This window comes from Micrococcus sp. KBS0714, assembly GCF_002008305.4.
Classification (GTDB): Bacteria; Actinomycetota; Actinomycetes; order Actinomycetales; family Micrococcaceae; genus Micrococcus; species Micrococcus luteus.
In genome coordinates, this window is sequence record NZ_CP042169.1 from 244,504 (window position 1) to 260,389 (window position 15,886).

Annotated in this window: 12 protein-coding genes, 1 tRNA gene and 1 other RNA gene; 7 read left to right on the plus strand and 7 right to left on the minus strand. The window is 73.3% G+C overall.

Annotated elements, in window-relative coordinates:
- Nucleotides 1-25: 25 nt before the first annotated feature.
- Nucleotides 26-1,012: a tRNA glutamyl-Q(34) synthetase GluQRS gene (gluQRS, locus tag B1A86_RS01125; protein WP_078025396.1), complete on the minus strand. Its 987-nt coding sequence runs from the start codon at nt 1,010-1,012 to the stop codon at nt 26-28.
- Nucleotides 1,013-1,028: 16 nt separating this feature from the next.
- Nucleotides 1,029-1,125, minus strand: an RNA gene (ffs, locus tag B1A86_RS01130) — signal recognition particle sRNA small type.
- A gap of 155 nt (nt 1,126-1,280) precedes the next feature.
- On the opposite strand from ffs, the gene B1A86_RS01135 reads away from it, so the two are divergent.
- Both B1A86_RS01135 and B1A86_RS01140 read left to right on the plus strand, forming a co-directional pair.
- Nucleotides 1,281-1,366, plus strand: a tRNA-Ser gene (locus B1A86_RS01135).
- Between the two features lie 217 nt (nt 1,367-1,583).
- Nucleotides 1,584-3,146, plus strand: a complete 1,563-nt coding sequence (locus B1A86_RS01140; protein WP_078025395.1) for a sodium:alanine symporter family protein — start codon at nt 1,584-1,586, stop codon at nt 3,144-3,146.
- Nucleotides 3,147-3,233: 87 nt separating this feature from the next.
- On the opposite strand, the gene poxB is transcribed toward B1A86_RS01140, so the two are convergent.
- Entirely contained in the window at nt 3,234-4,949 is a 1,716-nt protein-coding gene (gene poxB, locus B1A86_RS01145) for a ubiquinone-dependent pyruvate dehydrogenase (RefSeq protein WP_078025394.1), read from the minus strand.
- 129 nt (nt 4,950-5,078) lie between these two features.
- Nucleotides 5,079-5,975 carry a haloacid dehalogenase gene (locus B1A86_RS01150; RefSeq protein ID WP_049146689.1) on the minus strand — a complete coding sequence of 299 codons (897 nt, stop codon included), beginning with the start codon at nt 5,973-5,975 and terminating at the stop codon, nt 5,079-5,081.
- A 114-nt stretch (nt 5,976-6,089) separates the two neighbouring features.
- Between B1A86_RS01150 and B1A86_RS01155 the strand changes: the two genes are divergently transcribed.
- Both B1A86_RS01155 and B1A86_RS01160 read left to right on the plus strand, forming a co-directional pair.
- The gene (locus B1A86_RS01155; protein ID WP_078025393.1) at nt 6,090-7,022 is read left to right on the plus strand and encodes a TspO/MBR family protein; all 933 of its coding nucleotides are present in this window, start codon (nt 6,090-6,092) and stop codon (nt 7,020-7,022) included.
- Nucleotides 7,023-7,172: 150 nt separating this feature from the next.
- The gene (locus B1A86_RS01160; RefSeq protein WP_078025392.1) at nt 7,173-8,156 is read left to right on the plus strand and encodes a thermonuclease family protein; all 984 of its coding nucleotides are present in this window, start codon (nt 7,173-7,175) and stop codon (nt 8,154-8,156) included.
- Between the two features lie 93 nt (nt 8,157-8,249).
- Here the strand turns inward: B1A86_RS01160 and B1A86_RS01165 are convergent, their stop codons facing one another.
- From B1A86_RS01165 to B1A86_RS01175, 3 genes are all read right to left on the minus strand, one after another.
- Nucleotides 8,250-9,347 carry a YihY/virulence factor BrkB family protein gene (locus B1A86_RS01165; RefSeq protein WP_227717929.1) on the minus strand — a complete coding sequence of 366 codons (1,098 nt, stop codon included), beginning with the start codon at nt 9,345-9,347 and terminating at the stop codon, nt 8,250-8,252.
- Nucleotides 9,348-9,454: 107 nt separating this feature from the next.
- Complete coding sequence (locus tag B1A86_RS01170; protein ID WP_061867550.1) at nt 9,455-10,873, minus strand: L-serine ammonia-lyase; 1,419 nt, start codon at nt 10,871-10,873, stop codon at nt 9,455-9,457.
- A gap of 184 nt (nt 10,874-11,057) precedes the next feature.
- Nucleotides 11,058-11,972 (minus strand): NUDIX hydrolase, encoded by a 915-nt coding sequence (locus tag B1A86_RS01175; protein ID WP_078025391.1) that lies wholly within the window; start codon nt 11,970-11,972, stop codon nt 11,058-11,060.
- A gap of 179 nt (nt 11,973-12,151) precedes the next feature.
- Here B1A86_RS01175 and B1A86_RS01180 point away from each other — a divergent pair, with 179 nt between their 5' ends.
- From B1A86_RS01180 to B1A86_RS01190, 3 genes are read left to right on the plus strand one after another with little or no spacing between them, the layout of a single operon-like run.
- Nucleotides 12,152-12,934: an electron transfer flavoprotein subunit beta/FixA family protein gene (locus tag B1A86_RS01180; RefSeq protein ID WP_061867548.1), complete on the plus strand. Its 783-nt coding sequence runs from the start codon at nt 12,152-12,154 to the stop codon at nt 12,932-12,934.
- Nucleotides 12,931-13,968: an electron transfer flavoprotein subunit alpha/FixB family protein gene (locus B1A86_RS01185; RefSeq protein ID WP_078025390.1), complete on the plus strand. Its 1,038-nt coding sequence runs from the start codon at nt 12,931-12,933 to the stop codon at nt 13,966-13,968. Before B1A86_RS01180 ends, B1A86_RS01185 begins: the two co-directional genes overlap by 4 nt.
- Nucleotides 13,969-14,020: 52 nt before the next feature.
- Nucleotides 14,021-15,754, plus strand: coding sequence for a cytochrome b/b6 domain-containing protein (locus B1A86_RS01190; protein ID WP_225348894.1), 1,734 nt, complete (start codon nt 14,021-14,023; stop codon nt 15,752-15,754).
- Nucleotides 15,755-15,886 lie beyond the last annotated feature (132 nt).

A 15,886-nucleotide genomic window follows, 5' to 3' on the forward strand; every position in this document is an offset into this window, starting at 1 on the left:
GCGGCGGACCAGGGCGCCGGCCCGCTCAGAGCCCGGTGAACACCCACGGAACACGCGGCAGGGCGGCCGGGTCGAACGCGGGCACGGCGGCCGCCAGCGGTCCCGCGGGCAGGCCGAGGGACTCCAGCAGCCGGTCCCGCACCCGCTCGGGGGTCCACGCCGGGTCCTGCGCGGAGAGGTCCTCAAGGGTCACGGCGCCGTCCCGCTTGGCCAGCCGCCGCCCCTCCGCGTTCAGCACGAGCGGCACGTGCAGGTACTCCACCGCGGGCGTCGGCTCCCCGCGCGCGGCGCACAGCGCCTCGGCCAGCCAGCGCTGGCGCGGGGCCGAGTCGAGCAGGTCGTCGCCGCGGACCACCTGGTCCACGCCCTGCGCCAGGTCGTCCACGACGACGGCCAGGTTGTACGCGTACGCCCCGTCGTTCCGGCGCAGCACCAGGTCGTCGACCAGGCCCGTGACCTCGCCGTGCAGCACGTCCACGGCGGTGGCGCGCGGGGTCTCGCCCGCCGGCAGGCCCGCGACCTTCGCCACGTCGATCCGCAGGGCGGCGGGGCGCACCCGCCGTCGCTCGGCCCGCTCGGCCTCGGTCAGGCCGCGGCAGGTGCCCGGATAGAAGCCGGGCGGACGCAGCGGCACGGCGCCGCCGGAGGCGGGGGCGCCGTCGTCGGGTCGCGGGTGCGGGGCCGACGTCGCCTCGGCGATGTCCTTGCGCGAGCAGAAGCACTCGTACACCGCGTCCGGGCCGTGCACGGCGCGCAGGGCGGCCACGGCGGCGTCGTACAGGGCGGTGCGCTCGGACTGGCGCACCGGCTCGGCGTCCCAGTCCAGCCCGACGGCGGCCAGGTCCGCCCGCTGGTCAGCCTCGGCCCCGGAGCGGACGCGGTCCAGGTCCTCGACCCGCAGCAGGAAGGCACGGTTCGTGGCGCGCGCCGCGAGCCACGCGACGAGCGCGGTGCGCAGGTTGCCCAGGTGCAGGCTTCCCGTGGGGGAGGGGGCGTAGCGTCCGGCGGGCATGGGATCTCCTGGGGAAAGTGAAGACCCCTCACGCACCTGCCAGAGCCCACCTACCCTTGCTACCTTCCGGTCCTGGGGGAGTTCAGCGAGATGACACCACGTGAGGGGCCGCCCACGACTCTACCAGGGCGGCGGTGGGCGGGGCGATTCGGGCCGCGGCGAGACCCGGACCGGGCCCTCGCCTCCCGCGGGGGATTGGCGCGGCCCAGGACGATCTGGTTATGATGGAGCCTGCCCTCGCGCGGTCCGCCGCATGAGGGCGCACCAAGGAGGATTCGCCTAGCGGCCTATGGCGCACGCCTGGAACGCGTGTTGGGTTAACAGCCCTCGGGGGTTCAAATCCCCCATCCTCCGCGGGCAAGCCCCGGGACCCCAGTGGTTCCGGGGCTTTTCGCATGTCCGGGGCCGCTGTCGTCGCGGGCCGCGCGCCCGGATTCCCGATCCGCCACGCTGGATGCGAGACGCGGGTCACATTTGCGCGTATCCTTCTCCCCAGTCGTCCGGGACCGCCGGCGGCCGCCGCTCGGAGCTCGCACCGCACCGGCCATCCCCACCCCGATCTGGAGACCCCATGTCCTTCGCAGATCTCATCACCGCCGTGAACGACGTCATCTGGTCCCCGGCCCTGATCTGGCTCTGCCTGATCGTCGGCCTCTACTTCACCATCCGGACCATGTTCCTGCAGTTCGTGAACATCCCGGACATGGTGAAGCAGCTCCGCGAGGGCCAGGACTCCGCGGACGGCACCTCGTCCCTCCAGTCCCTCATGATGTCGCTCGCCGGCCGCGTCGGCATGGGCAACATCGGCGGCGTCGCCACGGCCATCGCGTTCGGCGGCCCCGGCGCCGTGTTCTGGATGTGGGTCATGGCCCTGCTCGGCGCCGCCACGTCCTTCATCGAGTCCACGCTCGGCCAGATCTACAAGGAGCGCGACCCGGACACCGGCGAGTACCGCGGCGGCCCGGCGTACTACTTCGAGAAGGCCTACAAGCACACGGCCGCCGCCCCCGCGTTCAAGGTGTACGCCATCCTGTTCGCCGTCGTCACCGTCTTCGCCACCAGCTACTTCCTGCCGGGCGTGCAGGCCAACGGCGTGGCCGCGGCCGCGGGCGAGGCGTGGGCCGTGCCCGCCTGGGTCGTGGCCCTGGCCATGGTCATCCTGCTGGCCTTCATCGTCCTGGGCGGCGTGAAGCGCATCGCGACGTTCGCCGTCTACGTGGTGCCCGTGATGGCCGCGCTGTACATCATCCTCGCGCTGATCGTGCTGTTCCTGAACTTCGACCAGATCCCCGAGGTCTTCGGCTCCATCTTCGCCAGCGCGTTCGGCGTGCACGCCGTGTTCGGCGCGATCCTCGGTCTCGCCATCCAGTGGGGCGTGAAGCGCGGCATCTACTCCAACGAGGCCGGTCAGGGCACGGGCCCGCACGCCGCCGCGGCCGCCGAGGTCTCACACCCGGCCAAGCAGGGCTTCGTGCAGGCGTTCGCCGTCTACATCGACACGCTCTTCGTCTGCTCGGCCACCGCGTTCATCATCATCTCCACGGGCGCCTACCGGGTGTACTCGGACGAGTCCGGCTCCGGCCTGCTGTTCGAGGGCATCGTCGCCCCGACGGCCTCGGAGGGCCCGGCCTTCGTCCAGACCGGCTTCGACGCCATGTTCACCGGCTTCGGCCCCACGTTCGTGGCCGTGGCGCTCGCGTTCTTCGCCTTCACCACGATCGTGGCGTACTACTACATGGCCGAGGTCAACATCGTGTTTCTCACGCGCAACCTGCGCAACGGCATGGTCCGCCGCGTCGTGCTGCGCTTCCTGCAGGCCCTGATCCTCGTGTCCGTGGCCTACGGCGCCGTCGCCACCACGGGTGCGGCCTGGGGCCTCGGCGACATCGGCGTGGGCTCCATGGCCTGGCTGAACATCCTCGGCATCCTGGTGCTGCAGGGCCCGGCCCTCAAGGCCCTCAAGGACTACCGCGCACAGAAGCGCCAGGGTCTCGACCCGCAGTTCGACCCGCGCCCGCTCGGCATCCGCAACGCGGACTTCTGGGAGCACCGCGCCGACGGCCTGATCACCCAGGGCGTCGCCGGCACGGCCGAGCACCCGATCGTCGCCGAGGGCGGCGCCCACCGCGCCTGACCTACCGGCGGGGCTGGGCTCTCCCCGCCCCACCACGACGACGGCCCGGACGCCGCCAGCGTCCGGGCCGTCGTCGTGCGCGGCAGGTCAGAAGAGCTGGCGCAGGTTCGCCTTCGCGAGGTCGAGCAGCTTGGTGCCCTTGCCGTCCAGGACGGTGCGCATGGCGTAGAGCGCGAAGCCCTTGGCTTGCTCGAACTCGATGCTCGGCGGGATCGTCAGCTCCTGACGCTCGGTCTTGACCACCAGCAGCGCCGGCCCGTCGTGGGCGAGGAACTCGCGCATCACCGCGGGCAGGTCCGTCGTGTGGTCCGCGCGGAAGCCCTTGATGCCGATCGCCTCCGCGATCGCCGCGAAGTCCGGGTTCTCCAGGCTCGTCCCGTAGGGGACGAACCCGGCGGCCATCATCTCGAGCTCCACGAAGTTCAGCGAGTCGTTGTCGAACACGAGCGTCTTCACGGGCAGGCCGTTCTGCACGAACGACATCAGCTCGCCGAGCATCATGGCCAGCCCGCCGTCGCCGGCCATCGCCACCACCTGGCGGGTGGGGTCGACCGCCTGGGCGCCGACCGCCTGGGTGACCGCGTTGGCCATGGAGCCGTGGGACAGGGAGCCGATGATCCGGCGGCGCCCGTTCATCGTCAGGTACCGGGAAGCCCAGATCACGGGGGAGCCGACGTCGGGCAGGAACACCACGTCGTCGTCGGCCAGCTCGTCGAGGAGGCGGGCCACGTACTGCGGATGCACGCGTCCGCGTCCCGGGGAGGCCAGCTGGTCGAGGTCCTTGCGGGTCTTGGCGTAGTGCTTGAGCGCCTTGTCCAGGAACGCCGACGACGAGTTCCCGCGCAGCAGCGGCAGCAGGGCCTGGGCCGTCTCCTTCACGCCGCCCACGAGCGGCACGTCCACGGCCACCCGTCGGCCGATCTGCTCGCCGCGCACGTCCACCTGGATGACCGTGGCGTCCTCGGGGTAGAACTGCCGGTACGGCAGGGAGGAGCCGAGGATCAGCAGCGTCTCGGCCTCCTTGAGCGCGTGGTAGCCGGAGGCGAAGCCGAGCAGGCCGGTCAAGCCGACGTCATACGGGTTGTCGTACTCGATCCGGTCCTTGCCGCGCAGCGCGTGGACGATCGGGGCCTGCAGGCGCTCCGCCAGGGCCACGACCTCGTCGTGGGCGCCGGCCGCACCCGCGCCGGCCAGGATGGTGATCCGCTTGGACGAGTCCAGGGCCTCGGCGGCCTCGCGCAGCACGGAGTCGGCCGGGATGACGCGGGACGGCGTGTGACGGATCACCTCGGGCTTCGCGGAGAGCTCGGTGAGGGCCACGTCGCCCGGGATTACGAGCACGGCCACGCCCCGCTGCTCGACGGCGGCCCGCATCGCGGTGCGCAGCATGCGGGGCATCTGGTCCGCCGAGGAGACGTGCTCCACGTAGACGGAGCACTCGCGGAACAGGTCCTGCGGGTGGGTCTCCTGGAAGTAGCCCGAGCCGATCTCCTCCGACGGGATGTGCGCGGCGATCGCGAGCACCGGGGTGCGGGAGCGCTGCGCGTCGAACAGGCCATTGATCAGGTGGAGGTTGCCCGGACCGCACGAGCCCACGCAGACCGCGAGCTCGTCCGTGAGCTGGGACTCGGCGGAGGCGGCGAAGGCCGCGGTCTCCTCGTGCCGGGTGTGCACCCACTGGATGCCGCCGTGGGAGCGCAGGGCCTCGGTCAGCCCGTTGAGGGAGTCCCCGGGCACGCCGTACATGCGGCGCACGCCCGAGGCGTGGAGGGTCTCGACGATGTTCTGGGCGACGGTGGCCACGGTGGAACCTCTCTCTGGTCGGGAGGCGCCCGGGCCGGTTTCGGCAGGGGCGCGGCATTGCCTTCCACGCTAGGGGTCGAGGTCCAGGCCCGGGGAGGGGCGGCCGCCCGGAGGGGGCGTCCGGCCTGGTCAGCGCAGCAGGTCGCGCTCCACCCAGCGCAGCAGGGACTCGCCCGCCCGCTCGTGGACGTCGTCGGCGTCGCCGATGCCGCGTTCGGCGAGGATCGCCGCCGTCACCACGCCGTAGGGCTTCTCGGGGACGCCGTCGGCGGGCCGCACGTCCATGTGCTCCACGGCGAGTCCGCGCTCGTGCAGCCGGTCGGCCATGGCGTAGTCGCTGCGCGAGTCGCCCGCGGTGAGCCAGCGTTCGGGCACCGGGGTGCCCGCCTCCGCCAGCAGGTCGAAGCAGCGCTCGACGCCCAGGTCCTTGCCGGAGGAGCGGTGCTCGACGTCCACCGAGATCACCGAGGGGGCCACGCGCACCTCCTCGGCGAGTCCGCGCTCGGCGAGCAGATCCTCGACGCCCGCGGCGACGTCGTCGCGCACCCGCTCGTACTCCGTCTGGTCCGCGCCCACCGTCTTCTCGAGGGAGACCATGGCCAGCTTGGTGCGGTCGGTGAACTGCAGGTCCCCGGCGCGCTCATCGTTGAGGGCCCAGATCGCGTCACGGGTGTCCGCGTCGATGGCCATGTCCGGGTCGGTGCGGAGCCAGTCCGGGGCGGTGCCGTCCACGGTGACGTCGGGCAGGTCCCCGGAGGGCACCGCGGAGAACGGGAACCACACGGCGCCCTTCTCGCAGATCGCGTGGAAGGGAGCGTCGTCCGGGAGGCCCGCGTCGCGCAGCGGGGCGATCAGGTTGTGCAGGAGGAAGTCCGTGGAGCGGCCCGTGTTGAAGCCGACCGGCACCCCGCGCCTCGCGAGGCGGACGAGCACGTCGATGATCCCCTCCGGCACGGTCCGGGTCTCGGTGGAGGCCACGGGGGCGTCCACGTCCAGCAGGAGTCCTATCGGGGAGGAAGTGCGCATGCCCCCACCCTAGGCCGCGGTGGCCCGTGCCCGCGATGGGCCCGGCGGCTACGCTGACCCTGAGACCCGCCCCGCCCGGGGCACACCCCCGACGATCACCCCACGGGAGCACCCATGAGCACCGCCACCGACCTCGGCCCGTCCCGCAGCCCCTTCGGCCCCGACGCCGCGGCGCGCGTCCCCAGCTCGGGGACGGGGCTGTCCTCGACGGGCGGCCGGGTGGCCATGCTCGTGGTCGTGATCCTCGCGGTCGTGGCCGCGTTCCTGGGCTCCGGCGTCGTCGGCGGCCTGACCCCCGTGGCCGAGGCCGCGGGCGGCTGGCTCGGCCCGGACGCCACCTGGGTGTCCCCGGCGACCCCCGCGTTCGGCATCTGGTCCGTGATCTACGCGGGGCTGCTGGCGTACGCCGTGTGGCAGTTCCTCGCCTCGGCCCAGTCCGCCCGTCACGACCGCCTGCGACCGTGGATCCTGGTCTCGGTGCTGCTCAACGCCGCGTGGATCTGGACGGTGCAGGCCGGGCTGCTGGGGCTGAGCGTCGTGGTGATCGCGCTGCTGCTGGCGTGCCTGGCGTGGATCCTGGTGCTCCTCGAATCCGTCCGCGCGCACAGCTGGGGTGAGCGGATCCTCCTGGACGGGGTGCAGGGCCTGCATCTGGGCTGGGTCTCGATCGCCGCCGTGGCGAACCTGGCCGCGTGGCTGGCCTCGACCGGCGTCGTCGGCGATCCGGGGCAGTCGTCCCTCTGGGCGAAGGTGATGCTCGTGGTGGCCGTGCTGATCGGTGCGTTCACGGCCGTGTACAACGGCGGCCGCCCGGCTCCGGCGTTCGCGCTCGCGTGGGGTCTGATGTGGATCGGCGTCGGCCGCGCGGACGGCACGGGGCTGCTCTCGGGCAGCCTCGCCCTCCTGGCGTGGGGCGGCGCGGCGATCGTCCTGCTGTGCTGGCTGGCCGCGCTGCTGCTCTCCCGCCGGTCCGCGACGGGCGAGGCCCGCGACCTCGTCCTCGACGCCCTCGACGGCGGCGGCGACCCCATCGACGGTCGCCGCTGACCCCCGTCGTCATTGACGGAACGGGGACCGATGCTGTCGTGACGTGCGGCAACACCTGTGCCTCCCACATGCGATGATGTGGTGATCCGAAGGCCCCGCCTCACGGCGGGGCCTTCGTCATGTCCCCGTCCCTTCCCCTCCAGGATCCTCGTGCCCCTTGCCCGTCTGCGCGCGGCGCTCCCCGCGGCCGCACTGTCCCTGCTCCTGCTCACCGGCTGCACCGCCACCGACGACGGCGTCACCCCGGCGAGCGATGCCGACACCTCCGCGTCGGTCAGCACGATGCCGATCACGTCCACCCCCTCCGTCGACGCGGCTGCGACGAGCCGTGCCGCTGCGTCGTCGCTGGCCGCTTCCTCCTCCGCCGCGCAGAGCTCGCGCGCCGCAGCGTCGTCCTCGAGCGGGGCCGCCGAGTCGCGTGCCGCTGAGGGCTCCCGCAGTGCCGAGCCGGCGGCGCCCGCCGCCCCGGCCGACGTCGAGGGAGACGTGGTCACGGTCGAGTCGATCTCGGACGGCGACACGCTCCGCGTGACCCTCGGCGAGGTGTCCACGCGGGTGCGCCTGCTCAACATCGACACCCCCGAGACCCACCACCCCTCGAAGCCGGTCGAGTGCATGGGACCGGAGGCGACGGCGGCGCTGAAGTCGATGATCAGCCCCGGCGACACGGTGGTGCTGCGGTACGATCGCCGGCTCTACGACCGCTACGACCGCCTCCTCGCCGGCGTGTACGCCGACGGCGTCCTGCTCAACGCCGAGATGGCCCGCCTGGGCTACGGCGAGCCGGCGGTCTTCGACGGCAACGACCGTTTCCTGCCCGAGGTCGAGGCGGCGTGGGAGCAGGCCCGGGCGAACGGCGTCGGCAGGTTCTCCGGGGAGTGCGGCACCGCGGCCGAGCCCATCCCGGAGGCGGCCCCGGCCCCCGCCCCGGAGGCGGCCCCCGCGGCCGGCGACGCGGGGCCGGTGAGCGGAGCCGACTCCGTGTGCCCGGACTCCCACCCGGTCAAGGCCAACGACAACTCGGGCATCTACCACATGCCCGGTCAGCAGCACTACGGCAAGACCAACGCGCGCCACTGCTACGCCTCCGCCTCCGCGGCGCAGGCGGGCGGCTACCGCGCGGCCCGGCGCTGAGGGCCCCGCGCACGACGACGGCCGCCCACCTCGCCAGGTGAGCGGCCGTCGTCGTCCGTGCCGAACGTGTGCTCGGCGCCGCGCCGGGCGCGGTCAGCGGCCCTCGTGGACCGCCCGCAGTTCGTAGCCGCGCTCCTCCACGGCCGTCTGCTTCTCGGCGCGCTTCTCCACCCCGGCCACGTCCTTCGGGGGCAGCTGCACCCGAGCCTCGGCGGGCAGGCCGGCCTCGAGCTGGCGGGCACGCTCCACCTCGGCGTCGACCTCCAGGCCGAGCAGCAGCACGATGTTGAAGATCCACAGGGCGAACAGCAGCGCCATGACCGTGCCGATCGCACCGTACGCCGAGTAGCCGGCGAACTGCGTGAAGTACACGGACAGGGCCACCGCGGCCAGCACCATGCCCACCAGCGCCACGATGTTGCCGGGGCCGAAGAGGTGGAAGCGCGGCTTCTGGACGTTCGGGGTGGTGTAGTACAGGGTCGCGATCAGCACCAGCAGGATCACGACGACGACAGGCCACTTCGCCCACGCCCACACCGGCAGGAACGTGTCCGAGAGGAAGTTCACCACGCCGGTCATGCCGAGCGGCCCGGCGATCGGCTGGAGGAAGCCGTCCACGAGCGAGCGGTTCAGCGCCAGCGAGAGCAGCACGACCACGATGCCCACGATCAGGATGAGCGTGGTGAGCAGGTTGGTCAGCGTCAGCTTCACCAGGCCGCGGCCCTCCTCGTAGCCGTACACCGTGTTGGCCGAGCGGTTGAACGCCTTCACGTACGCGGAGGCGGACCACAGGGCGGTCGCGATGCCGATGATGAGGGCGATGATCCCGCCGCCTGAGCCGGCCGAGTCGCTCATGGTGGTCACCAGGTTCGTGACGAGCGGCTGGTAGTCGCTCGGGACCAGGCCGGTCAGCTCCCCCAGCAGATCGTCGATGGCCCCGCGGTTGGAGGCGAGCACGAGGGACAGGATGGAGAACACGGCCAGCAGGGAAGGAGCCAGCGAGAGCACCAGGTAGTAGGTGAGCTTCGCGGCCAGGTCGGTGCCGCCGTCGTTGCCGAACTCCTTGAGCGCGCGTGTGAGCGCGTACTTCCAGCCGGCGCCGTCGAGCTTCACGCCCTTGAGCCTCTCGGCACGCTGGTCGGGATCGATCTTCGCGGCCTCCAGGGTCGCGTCCACAGGATGAATGGCCACGTCGGTCCTCTCGCGCTCGGGGGCAGGGTGCGGGTCGGGCCCCACGGTAGCGGACGGGTGCCCCGTCCGTCCCGACCGGAGCGGCGCTGGGCCGCGGACCCGGGCGATCAGCACTCGATGACGTTCACGGCCAGGCCGCCGCGCGAGGTCTCCTTGTACTTGGACTTCATGTCCGCGCCGGTGTCGCGCATGGTCGTGATGGCCTGGTCCAGGGTCACCCGGTGCGAGCCGTCCCCCAGCAGCGCCAGCCGGGCCGCGTTGATGGCCTTCACCGACGCGATCGCGTTGCGTTCGATGCACGGCACCTGGACGAGGCCGCCCACGGGGTCGCACGTCAGCCCGAGGTTGTGCTCGATCCCGATCTCGGCCGCGTTCTCCACCTGGTCCACGGTGCCGCCGAGCACGGCGCACAGGGCGCCCGCCGCCATGGAGCAGGCCGAGCCGACCTCGCCCTGGCAGCCGACCTCGGCGCCGGAGATGGAGGCGTTGCGCTTGTACAGGATGCCGATCGCCGCCGCGGTGAGCAGGAACTCGACCACCTTGTCGTCCCGCTCCTGCTGCGTGGCGCCCTCGGGGAGCACGAAGCGCATGTAGTAGAGCATGACGGCCGGGATGATGCCCGCGGCGCCGTTCGTGGGCGCGGTGACGATGCGCCCGCCCGAGGCGTTCTCCTCGTTCACCGCGAGCGCGAAGAGGTTGACCCACTCCATGGCCCACATGGGGTCGGTGCGGTCGGTGGTCTGGAGCAGGTGCTCCCGCAGCGCGGGGGCCCGACGGCGGACCTGCAGTCCGCCGGGCAGGATCGGCTCGGTGCGGGTCACGCCGTTGTGGACGCATTCCTCCATGACGGCCCAGATGGCCAGCAGCTGGGTGCGCAGCTCGTCGAGGTCGTGGCGGGTGGCCTCGTTGGCGAGCATGAGCTCCGCGATGCTCAGGCCGGCCTCGCGGCAGCGGGCGGCGAGCTCGGCGCCCGTGGAGAAGGGGTACGGTTCGCCGGTGTCGCCGTCGTCGGTGCGGTTGACGTCCTTGGTGGCGTCCAGCTCGGCCTCGAGCTCGTCCGAGGTGACCACGAAGCCGCCGCCCACCGAGTAGTAGTCGCGGGTGTGAAGCTGTTCGCCGGCGTCGTCGTAGGCGGTCAGGCGCATGCCGTTCGGATGCCCGGGCAGGGACTCCCGCATGTGCAGCGTCAGGTCCGCCTGCCGGTCGAAGGCGATCTCGTGGCGCCCGTCCAGGGGCAGCCGACCGCCCGTGACGATCTCCGCCACGAGCCCGGTGCAGGCGTCCGGGTCGATGGTCTCGGGGTCCTGGCCGGCCAGGCCGAGCAGCACCGCGGTGTCCGAGCCGTGGCCCACTCCGGTGGCCGCCAGCGAGCCGAACAGCTCGGCGTGCACGCGGGCCGTGCGCTCGAGGACGCCGTGCTGGCCCATGCTGTCCGTGAAGCGGCGGGCAGCGCGCATGGGCCCCACGGTGTGGGACGAGGACGGGCCGATGCCGATCGAGAACAGGTCGAGGACGCTGAGCGCCATGCAGTGCTCCTAGGGTGCGAGCGGGACGCGCGGTGGCCGGGGGTGCGGGCCGGACGCGCGGAGCCGGGTGATCCGGTGCAGACCAGACTAGGGGCACGGGGCCCGGCAGGCCATGGGGTCGCGGCTCGTGGTCCGCGCTGCTCTCCGGCCCGTCGCCCACCGCACGGACCGGAGACGGGAGCGCTCAGAGGATGTTGTCCTTGGACTCCTCCACCTGCGCGGCCGCACGGAACGCCGTCAGGTCACGCAGATACTCGTCCGCGTGGGGGAACACGGGCCCCTGCCCGGCCACGAGCATGACCCCCTCGAGGGGCTCGAACCGGGAGCGGCCCGCGTGGACGTCCTCGCCGGCGTCGACCAGGGTGCGCAGCTGCCACCACGTGGGGGCCATCAGGTTGACCTTACCGACCCGGAAGCGGCGCAGCAGCTCGGCGGGGGACGCCCAGCCGTGGCTGGCCGCCTCGGAGGACATCCGCTCGGGGGACTGGCCCTGCGGCAGGTGGACGGCGAAGAAGAACGTGTCGTAGCGGCGCGGGCCCCCGTGCGGGGTGATCCACCGGGACCACGGCACGAGCGCGCCGGCGTCGGGGCGCAGCCCCTCGCGGTCGAGCAGCTCCCCGAAGTCCACCTCGTGGCGCTCGACGGCGTCGCGCAGCTCGTCGGGGAACGCGGCCACCCGGGCCGGGTCCACGGGGGTGCCGGTGACGGCGTCCCGGGCCAGGAGCACTCCGGTCTCCTCGAACGTCTCGCGGACGGCGGCGGCCAGCACGCGGCCGGCGCCCTCGGCGGGGTCGAGTTCCGCGAGGGTGCCGTGGGCGTCCGCGGGCTCGTGCGGCAGCCCCAGGCGCCGGCCCCAGTCGGCCAGATCCGTGCCCTCCCACAATCGGTCCGACAGGTCGTCCGCGGGGTCCACGCGGCCGCCGGGGAAGGCCGTGGCGTGGGCGCTGAAGGCCATGGTCCCGGCGCGGCGGACCGTGAACACCGAGATCTCGCCGCCGGCCCCGGGCCGGACCAGCACGAGGGAGGAGGCGGGCACCGCCGGGACCCGGGGCCGGTCCTCGGCGGCCGGCGGGGCGGTGGGCGGGGCGGCGGGGCTCACGGTGCCTCCTCGGTTCGGGCGATCATGGTCCGGACGCACGGGCCGACGACGGCGGCCCCGGCCGCTCCCGCGCGCGGGTCATGCGGCCCGGACGTGCGCGGACCCGTAGTCTGTAGCGTAAGTCACCGTGCTCGGGGCGGAGGCCCCGGGGCGAGACCGCGACCCAAGGAGGAGAGGCCGTGAAGATCCTGGTGCTGGCCAAGCAGGTGCCGGACACGTGGCAGGAGCGTGAGCTGAGCCTGGAGACCGGCTGGGTGGTGCGCGACGGCGCGGCCGAGCCCGTGCCGGACGAGATCAGCGAGCGCGTCATGGAGGTCGCCCTGGGCTGGCGGGACGCCGGCGCGGACATCGAGGTCGTGGCCCTGACGGTGGGCCCCGAGGACTCCTCGAAGACCCTACGCAAGATGCTGGCCATGGGCGCGGACTCCGCCGTGCAGATCACCGACGACGCACTCGTCGGCTCGGACGCCGTGCAGACGGCTCGCGTGATCGCCGCGGCCGTCGAGAAGGAGGGCGCCGACCTCGTGCTCGCCGGCACGGTGTCCACGGACGGCGGCACCGGCGTGGTGCCCGCCATGGTCGCCGAGCTCCTGGAGCGGCCCTACCTGCCGCACGCCGAGGCCCCCGAGCTGGCCGACGGCGAGCTGATCGGCACCGTGGCGACCTCGGACGCGGACGTGCGCGCCGCCGTCGCCCTGCCCGCCGTGGCGAGCCTGACGGAGAAGACCGCCGAGCCGCGGTTCCCGAACTTCAAGAACATCATGGCGGCCAAGAAGAAGCCGCTCACCGTGCTGTCCCTGGCCGACCTCGGCATCGCCGCGGGCCCGGCCGAGGCCGCCTACCGCTCCGTGATGGTCTCGGCGGACACGCGTCCCGAGCGCGCCGCGGGCGAGAAGATCACCGACGACGGCACCGCCGCCGAGCGGCTGGTGGAGTTCCTCGCGGGTCGGGGGCTCGTGTGAGCGCGAACGTGGAGGAGACCGAGATGACGACGCAGACCGACGCCGCGAACAGCGGTCAGACCGTGCTGGTGCACGCCGAGATCGGCGCGGACGGCGCGCTCCGCCCGGTCGTGGCCGAGCTGCTCGGCGCCGCGGCCACCGTGGGCGTGCCCGAGGCCGTCCTCGTGACCGGCGCGGAGGGCAGGGACGCCGCCGTCGCCCGTCTGGGGGAGTACGGCGCCACGCGCGTCCACGTCCTCGTGGCCGACGACGCCGCCACCACCCTCGGCGACGCCGCCGTGCAGGCCCTCGCCGCCGCGGCCGCCCGCACCGCGCCCGTGGCCGTGCTGCTCTCCGGCAGTCCTGAGTCCCGCGCGGTGGCCGGCCGCCTGTCCGTCCGCGCCCGCGGCCCCGTCTGCACGGATGCCGTGGGGCTGCGCTGGGCCGACGACGAGGTCATCGCCCGCCACTCCGTGTTCGGCGGCGACTACCTCAGCGAGTCCACCGGCGAGGGCGGCCCCCGGATCATCACCATGCGCCCCGGCGCCGTCGCGGACCGGGCCCCGGCCGTCGAGGCGCCCGAGGTCGTGGAGCTGGCCGCCGCCGAGCTCGGCCCGGTGACCGCCGGCGCCCGGGTGCTCGAGGTGAACGCCCGCACGCAGAACTCCGCCCGTCCGCCCCTGCGCGGCGCGAAGACCGTCGTCGCCGGCGGACGCGGCGTGGGCTCCGAGGAGGGCTTCGCGATCGTCGAGCAGCTCGCCGACGAGCTCGGCGCCGCCGTGGGCGCCTCGCGCGCCGCCGTCGACTCCGGCTACACCGCGGCCGAGCGCCAGGTGGGCCAGACCGGCGTGATCGTGTCCCCGAACCTGTACATCGCCCTCGGCATCTCCGGCGCCATCCAGCACTTGGCCGGCATGAAGACCGCCAAGACCATCGTGGCGATCGACAAGAACGAGGACGCCGAGATCTTCGAGCACGCCGACTTCGGCGTGGTCGGGGACATCTTCCAGGTGGTCCCGCAGGTCATCGAGCAGCTGCGCACCCGCCGCGGCTGAACCGGTGCGGGCGCGGTCCGCAGCGGACCGCGCCCCTCGGACGAGGAGAAGCATGCCCAAGCAGCGAATGGCCGGCTACGTCCCCCTGAAGGGCGCCCCGGCCGAGACCGAGCCCGCCCCCGCCCCGGCGCAGGACACCACGACGGCGGCCCCCGCCTCGGCCGCGGCCGCCGTCCCGGTGGCGCCGACCGCGCCGACGTCGGGCCTCACGCCCCTGTCCGCGCGACGCCGCATGGCCGGGTACGTCCCGTTCGCCCGCGAGGCCGAGTGGCTCGGCGGCGCCCCCGCCCCGGCCGCGGGATCGATCCCGGCCGCCGCCCCGGCGCGGTCCGTCGCGCCCGAGCCGATCGCCGCCTCGGCGTCCCCGACGCGGGCCCCCGCACCCGCGGAGACCGAGCCCGTCGTGCCGGACGTGGCGGCCGTCGTCGCCTCCGCGACCGGTGCGCCGGCCGCGGCCGGGGTGGGCGCTCCCGTGGAGTCCGACCTCGTGCCGCTCGCGAAGCGGCGACGCATGGCCGGGTACGTGCCGTTCGCCCGGGAGGGGGAGTGGTTCACCGAGCTCGCCGCCGTGGGCGGCCCCACCGCGCCGGAGATGGTGGCGCAGGAGGTCGACGCACCGGAGCAGGCCACCGCCGAGCCCACGGCCGAGCCCGCCGCCGCGGCGCCGGCCCGGCCGGTCGTCGCCGAGCTGGCCGATGTCGAGCCGGCCGATGCGGAACCGGCCGTCGCCGCCCCCGTGGCCGCGGCGTCGGCCCCGGAGCCGGCCCCCACCGCGCCGGACACCCGTTCGGCCCCGCCGGCCTCCGCCGTGCAGCCGCCCCGGGCTGCCACCGGTACGCCCGCTCGGACCGCGGAGACGGACGCCGCCGAGTCCGCCGTCCCGTCCCGTCTGCGCAAGGCGCTGCCGGCGGTGGCCGGCGTCGTGGTGCTGGCGCTGCTCGCGGTGCTGGCCGCACGCTGGCTGCGGAGCCTGGACCCGGTGGCGGACTTCATCGCGACCTACGACGGGCACCCGGTCCTGCCCGAGGGCACCCCCGAGGGGATGCCCTGGTGGATGGGCTGGCAGCACTTCCTGAACATGTTCCTGATGGTGCTGATCATCCGGACGGGCCTGCAGATCCGTCACGAGACACGGCCTCCGGCCAACTTCACGCCGACGAAGGACGGCCTGTTCTCCGCGCGGGGCAACACCCCGAAGAAGTTCTCGCTCACCATCTGGATGCACCAGGCCCTCGACGCGCTGTGGCTGCTCAACGGCCTGATCTTCGTGGTGCTGCTGATCGCCACCGGCCACTGGGCGCGGATCGTGCCCACGGACCCGCACGTGTTCCAGCACGCCCTGTCCGCCGGCATCCAATACCTGTCCCTGGACTGGCCCACGGAGAACGGCTGGGTGCACTACAACGCGCTGCAGATGCTCTCCTACGCGCTGGTGGTGTTCGTGGCCGCCCCGCTCGCCGCCCTCACGGGCTGGCGCATGTCCTCGTGGTTCCCCACGGAGGCCAAGGGACTGAACAAGGCGTTCCCCATGGAGGTGGCCCGCAAGGTGCACTTCCCGGTGATGGTCTTCTTCGTGGCGTTCATCGTGGTGCATGTGTTCCTCGTGGCCTTCACGGGCCTGCTGACGAACCTGAACCACATGTACACCTCGCGCGGCGGGGCCACCGACGCGTGGGGCCTCGTGGTGTTCCTCGTGAGCGTGGCGGTCACCGCCGCCGCGTGGTTCTTCCTGAAGCCCGCCTTCACGGCCCCCGTGGCCTCCCGCTTCGGCACCGTGGGCCGCTGAGCCGACCCCACGACGACGGCCCCTCCTCCTCCCACCGGGACTTTCGAACGTGATCTCGGGGGAATGAGCGCTTTCGAACGTGAGATAGGCCCTTTCTCACGTTCGAAAGCGCTCGGGTGCTCGGGCGTGCGG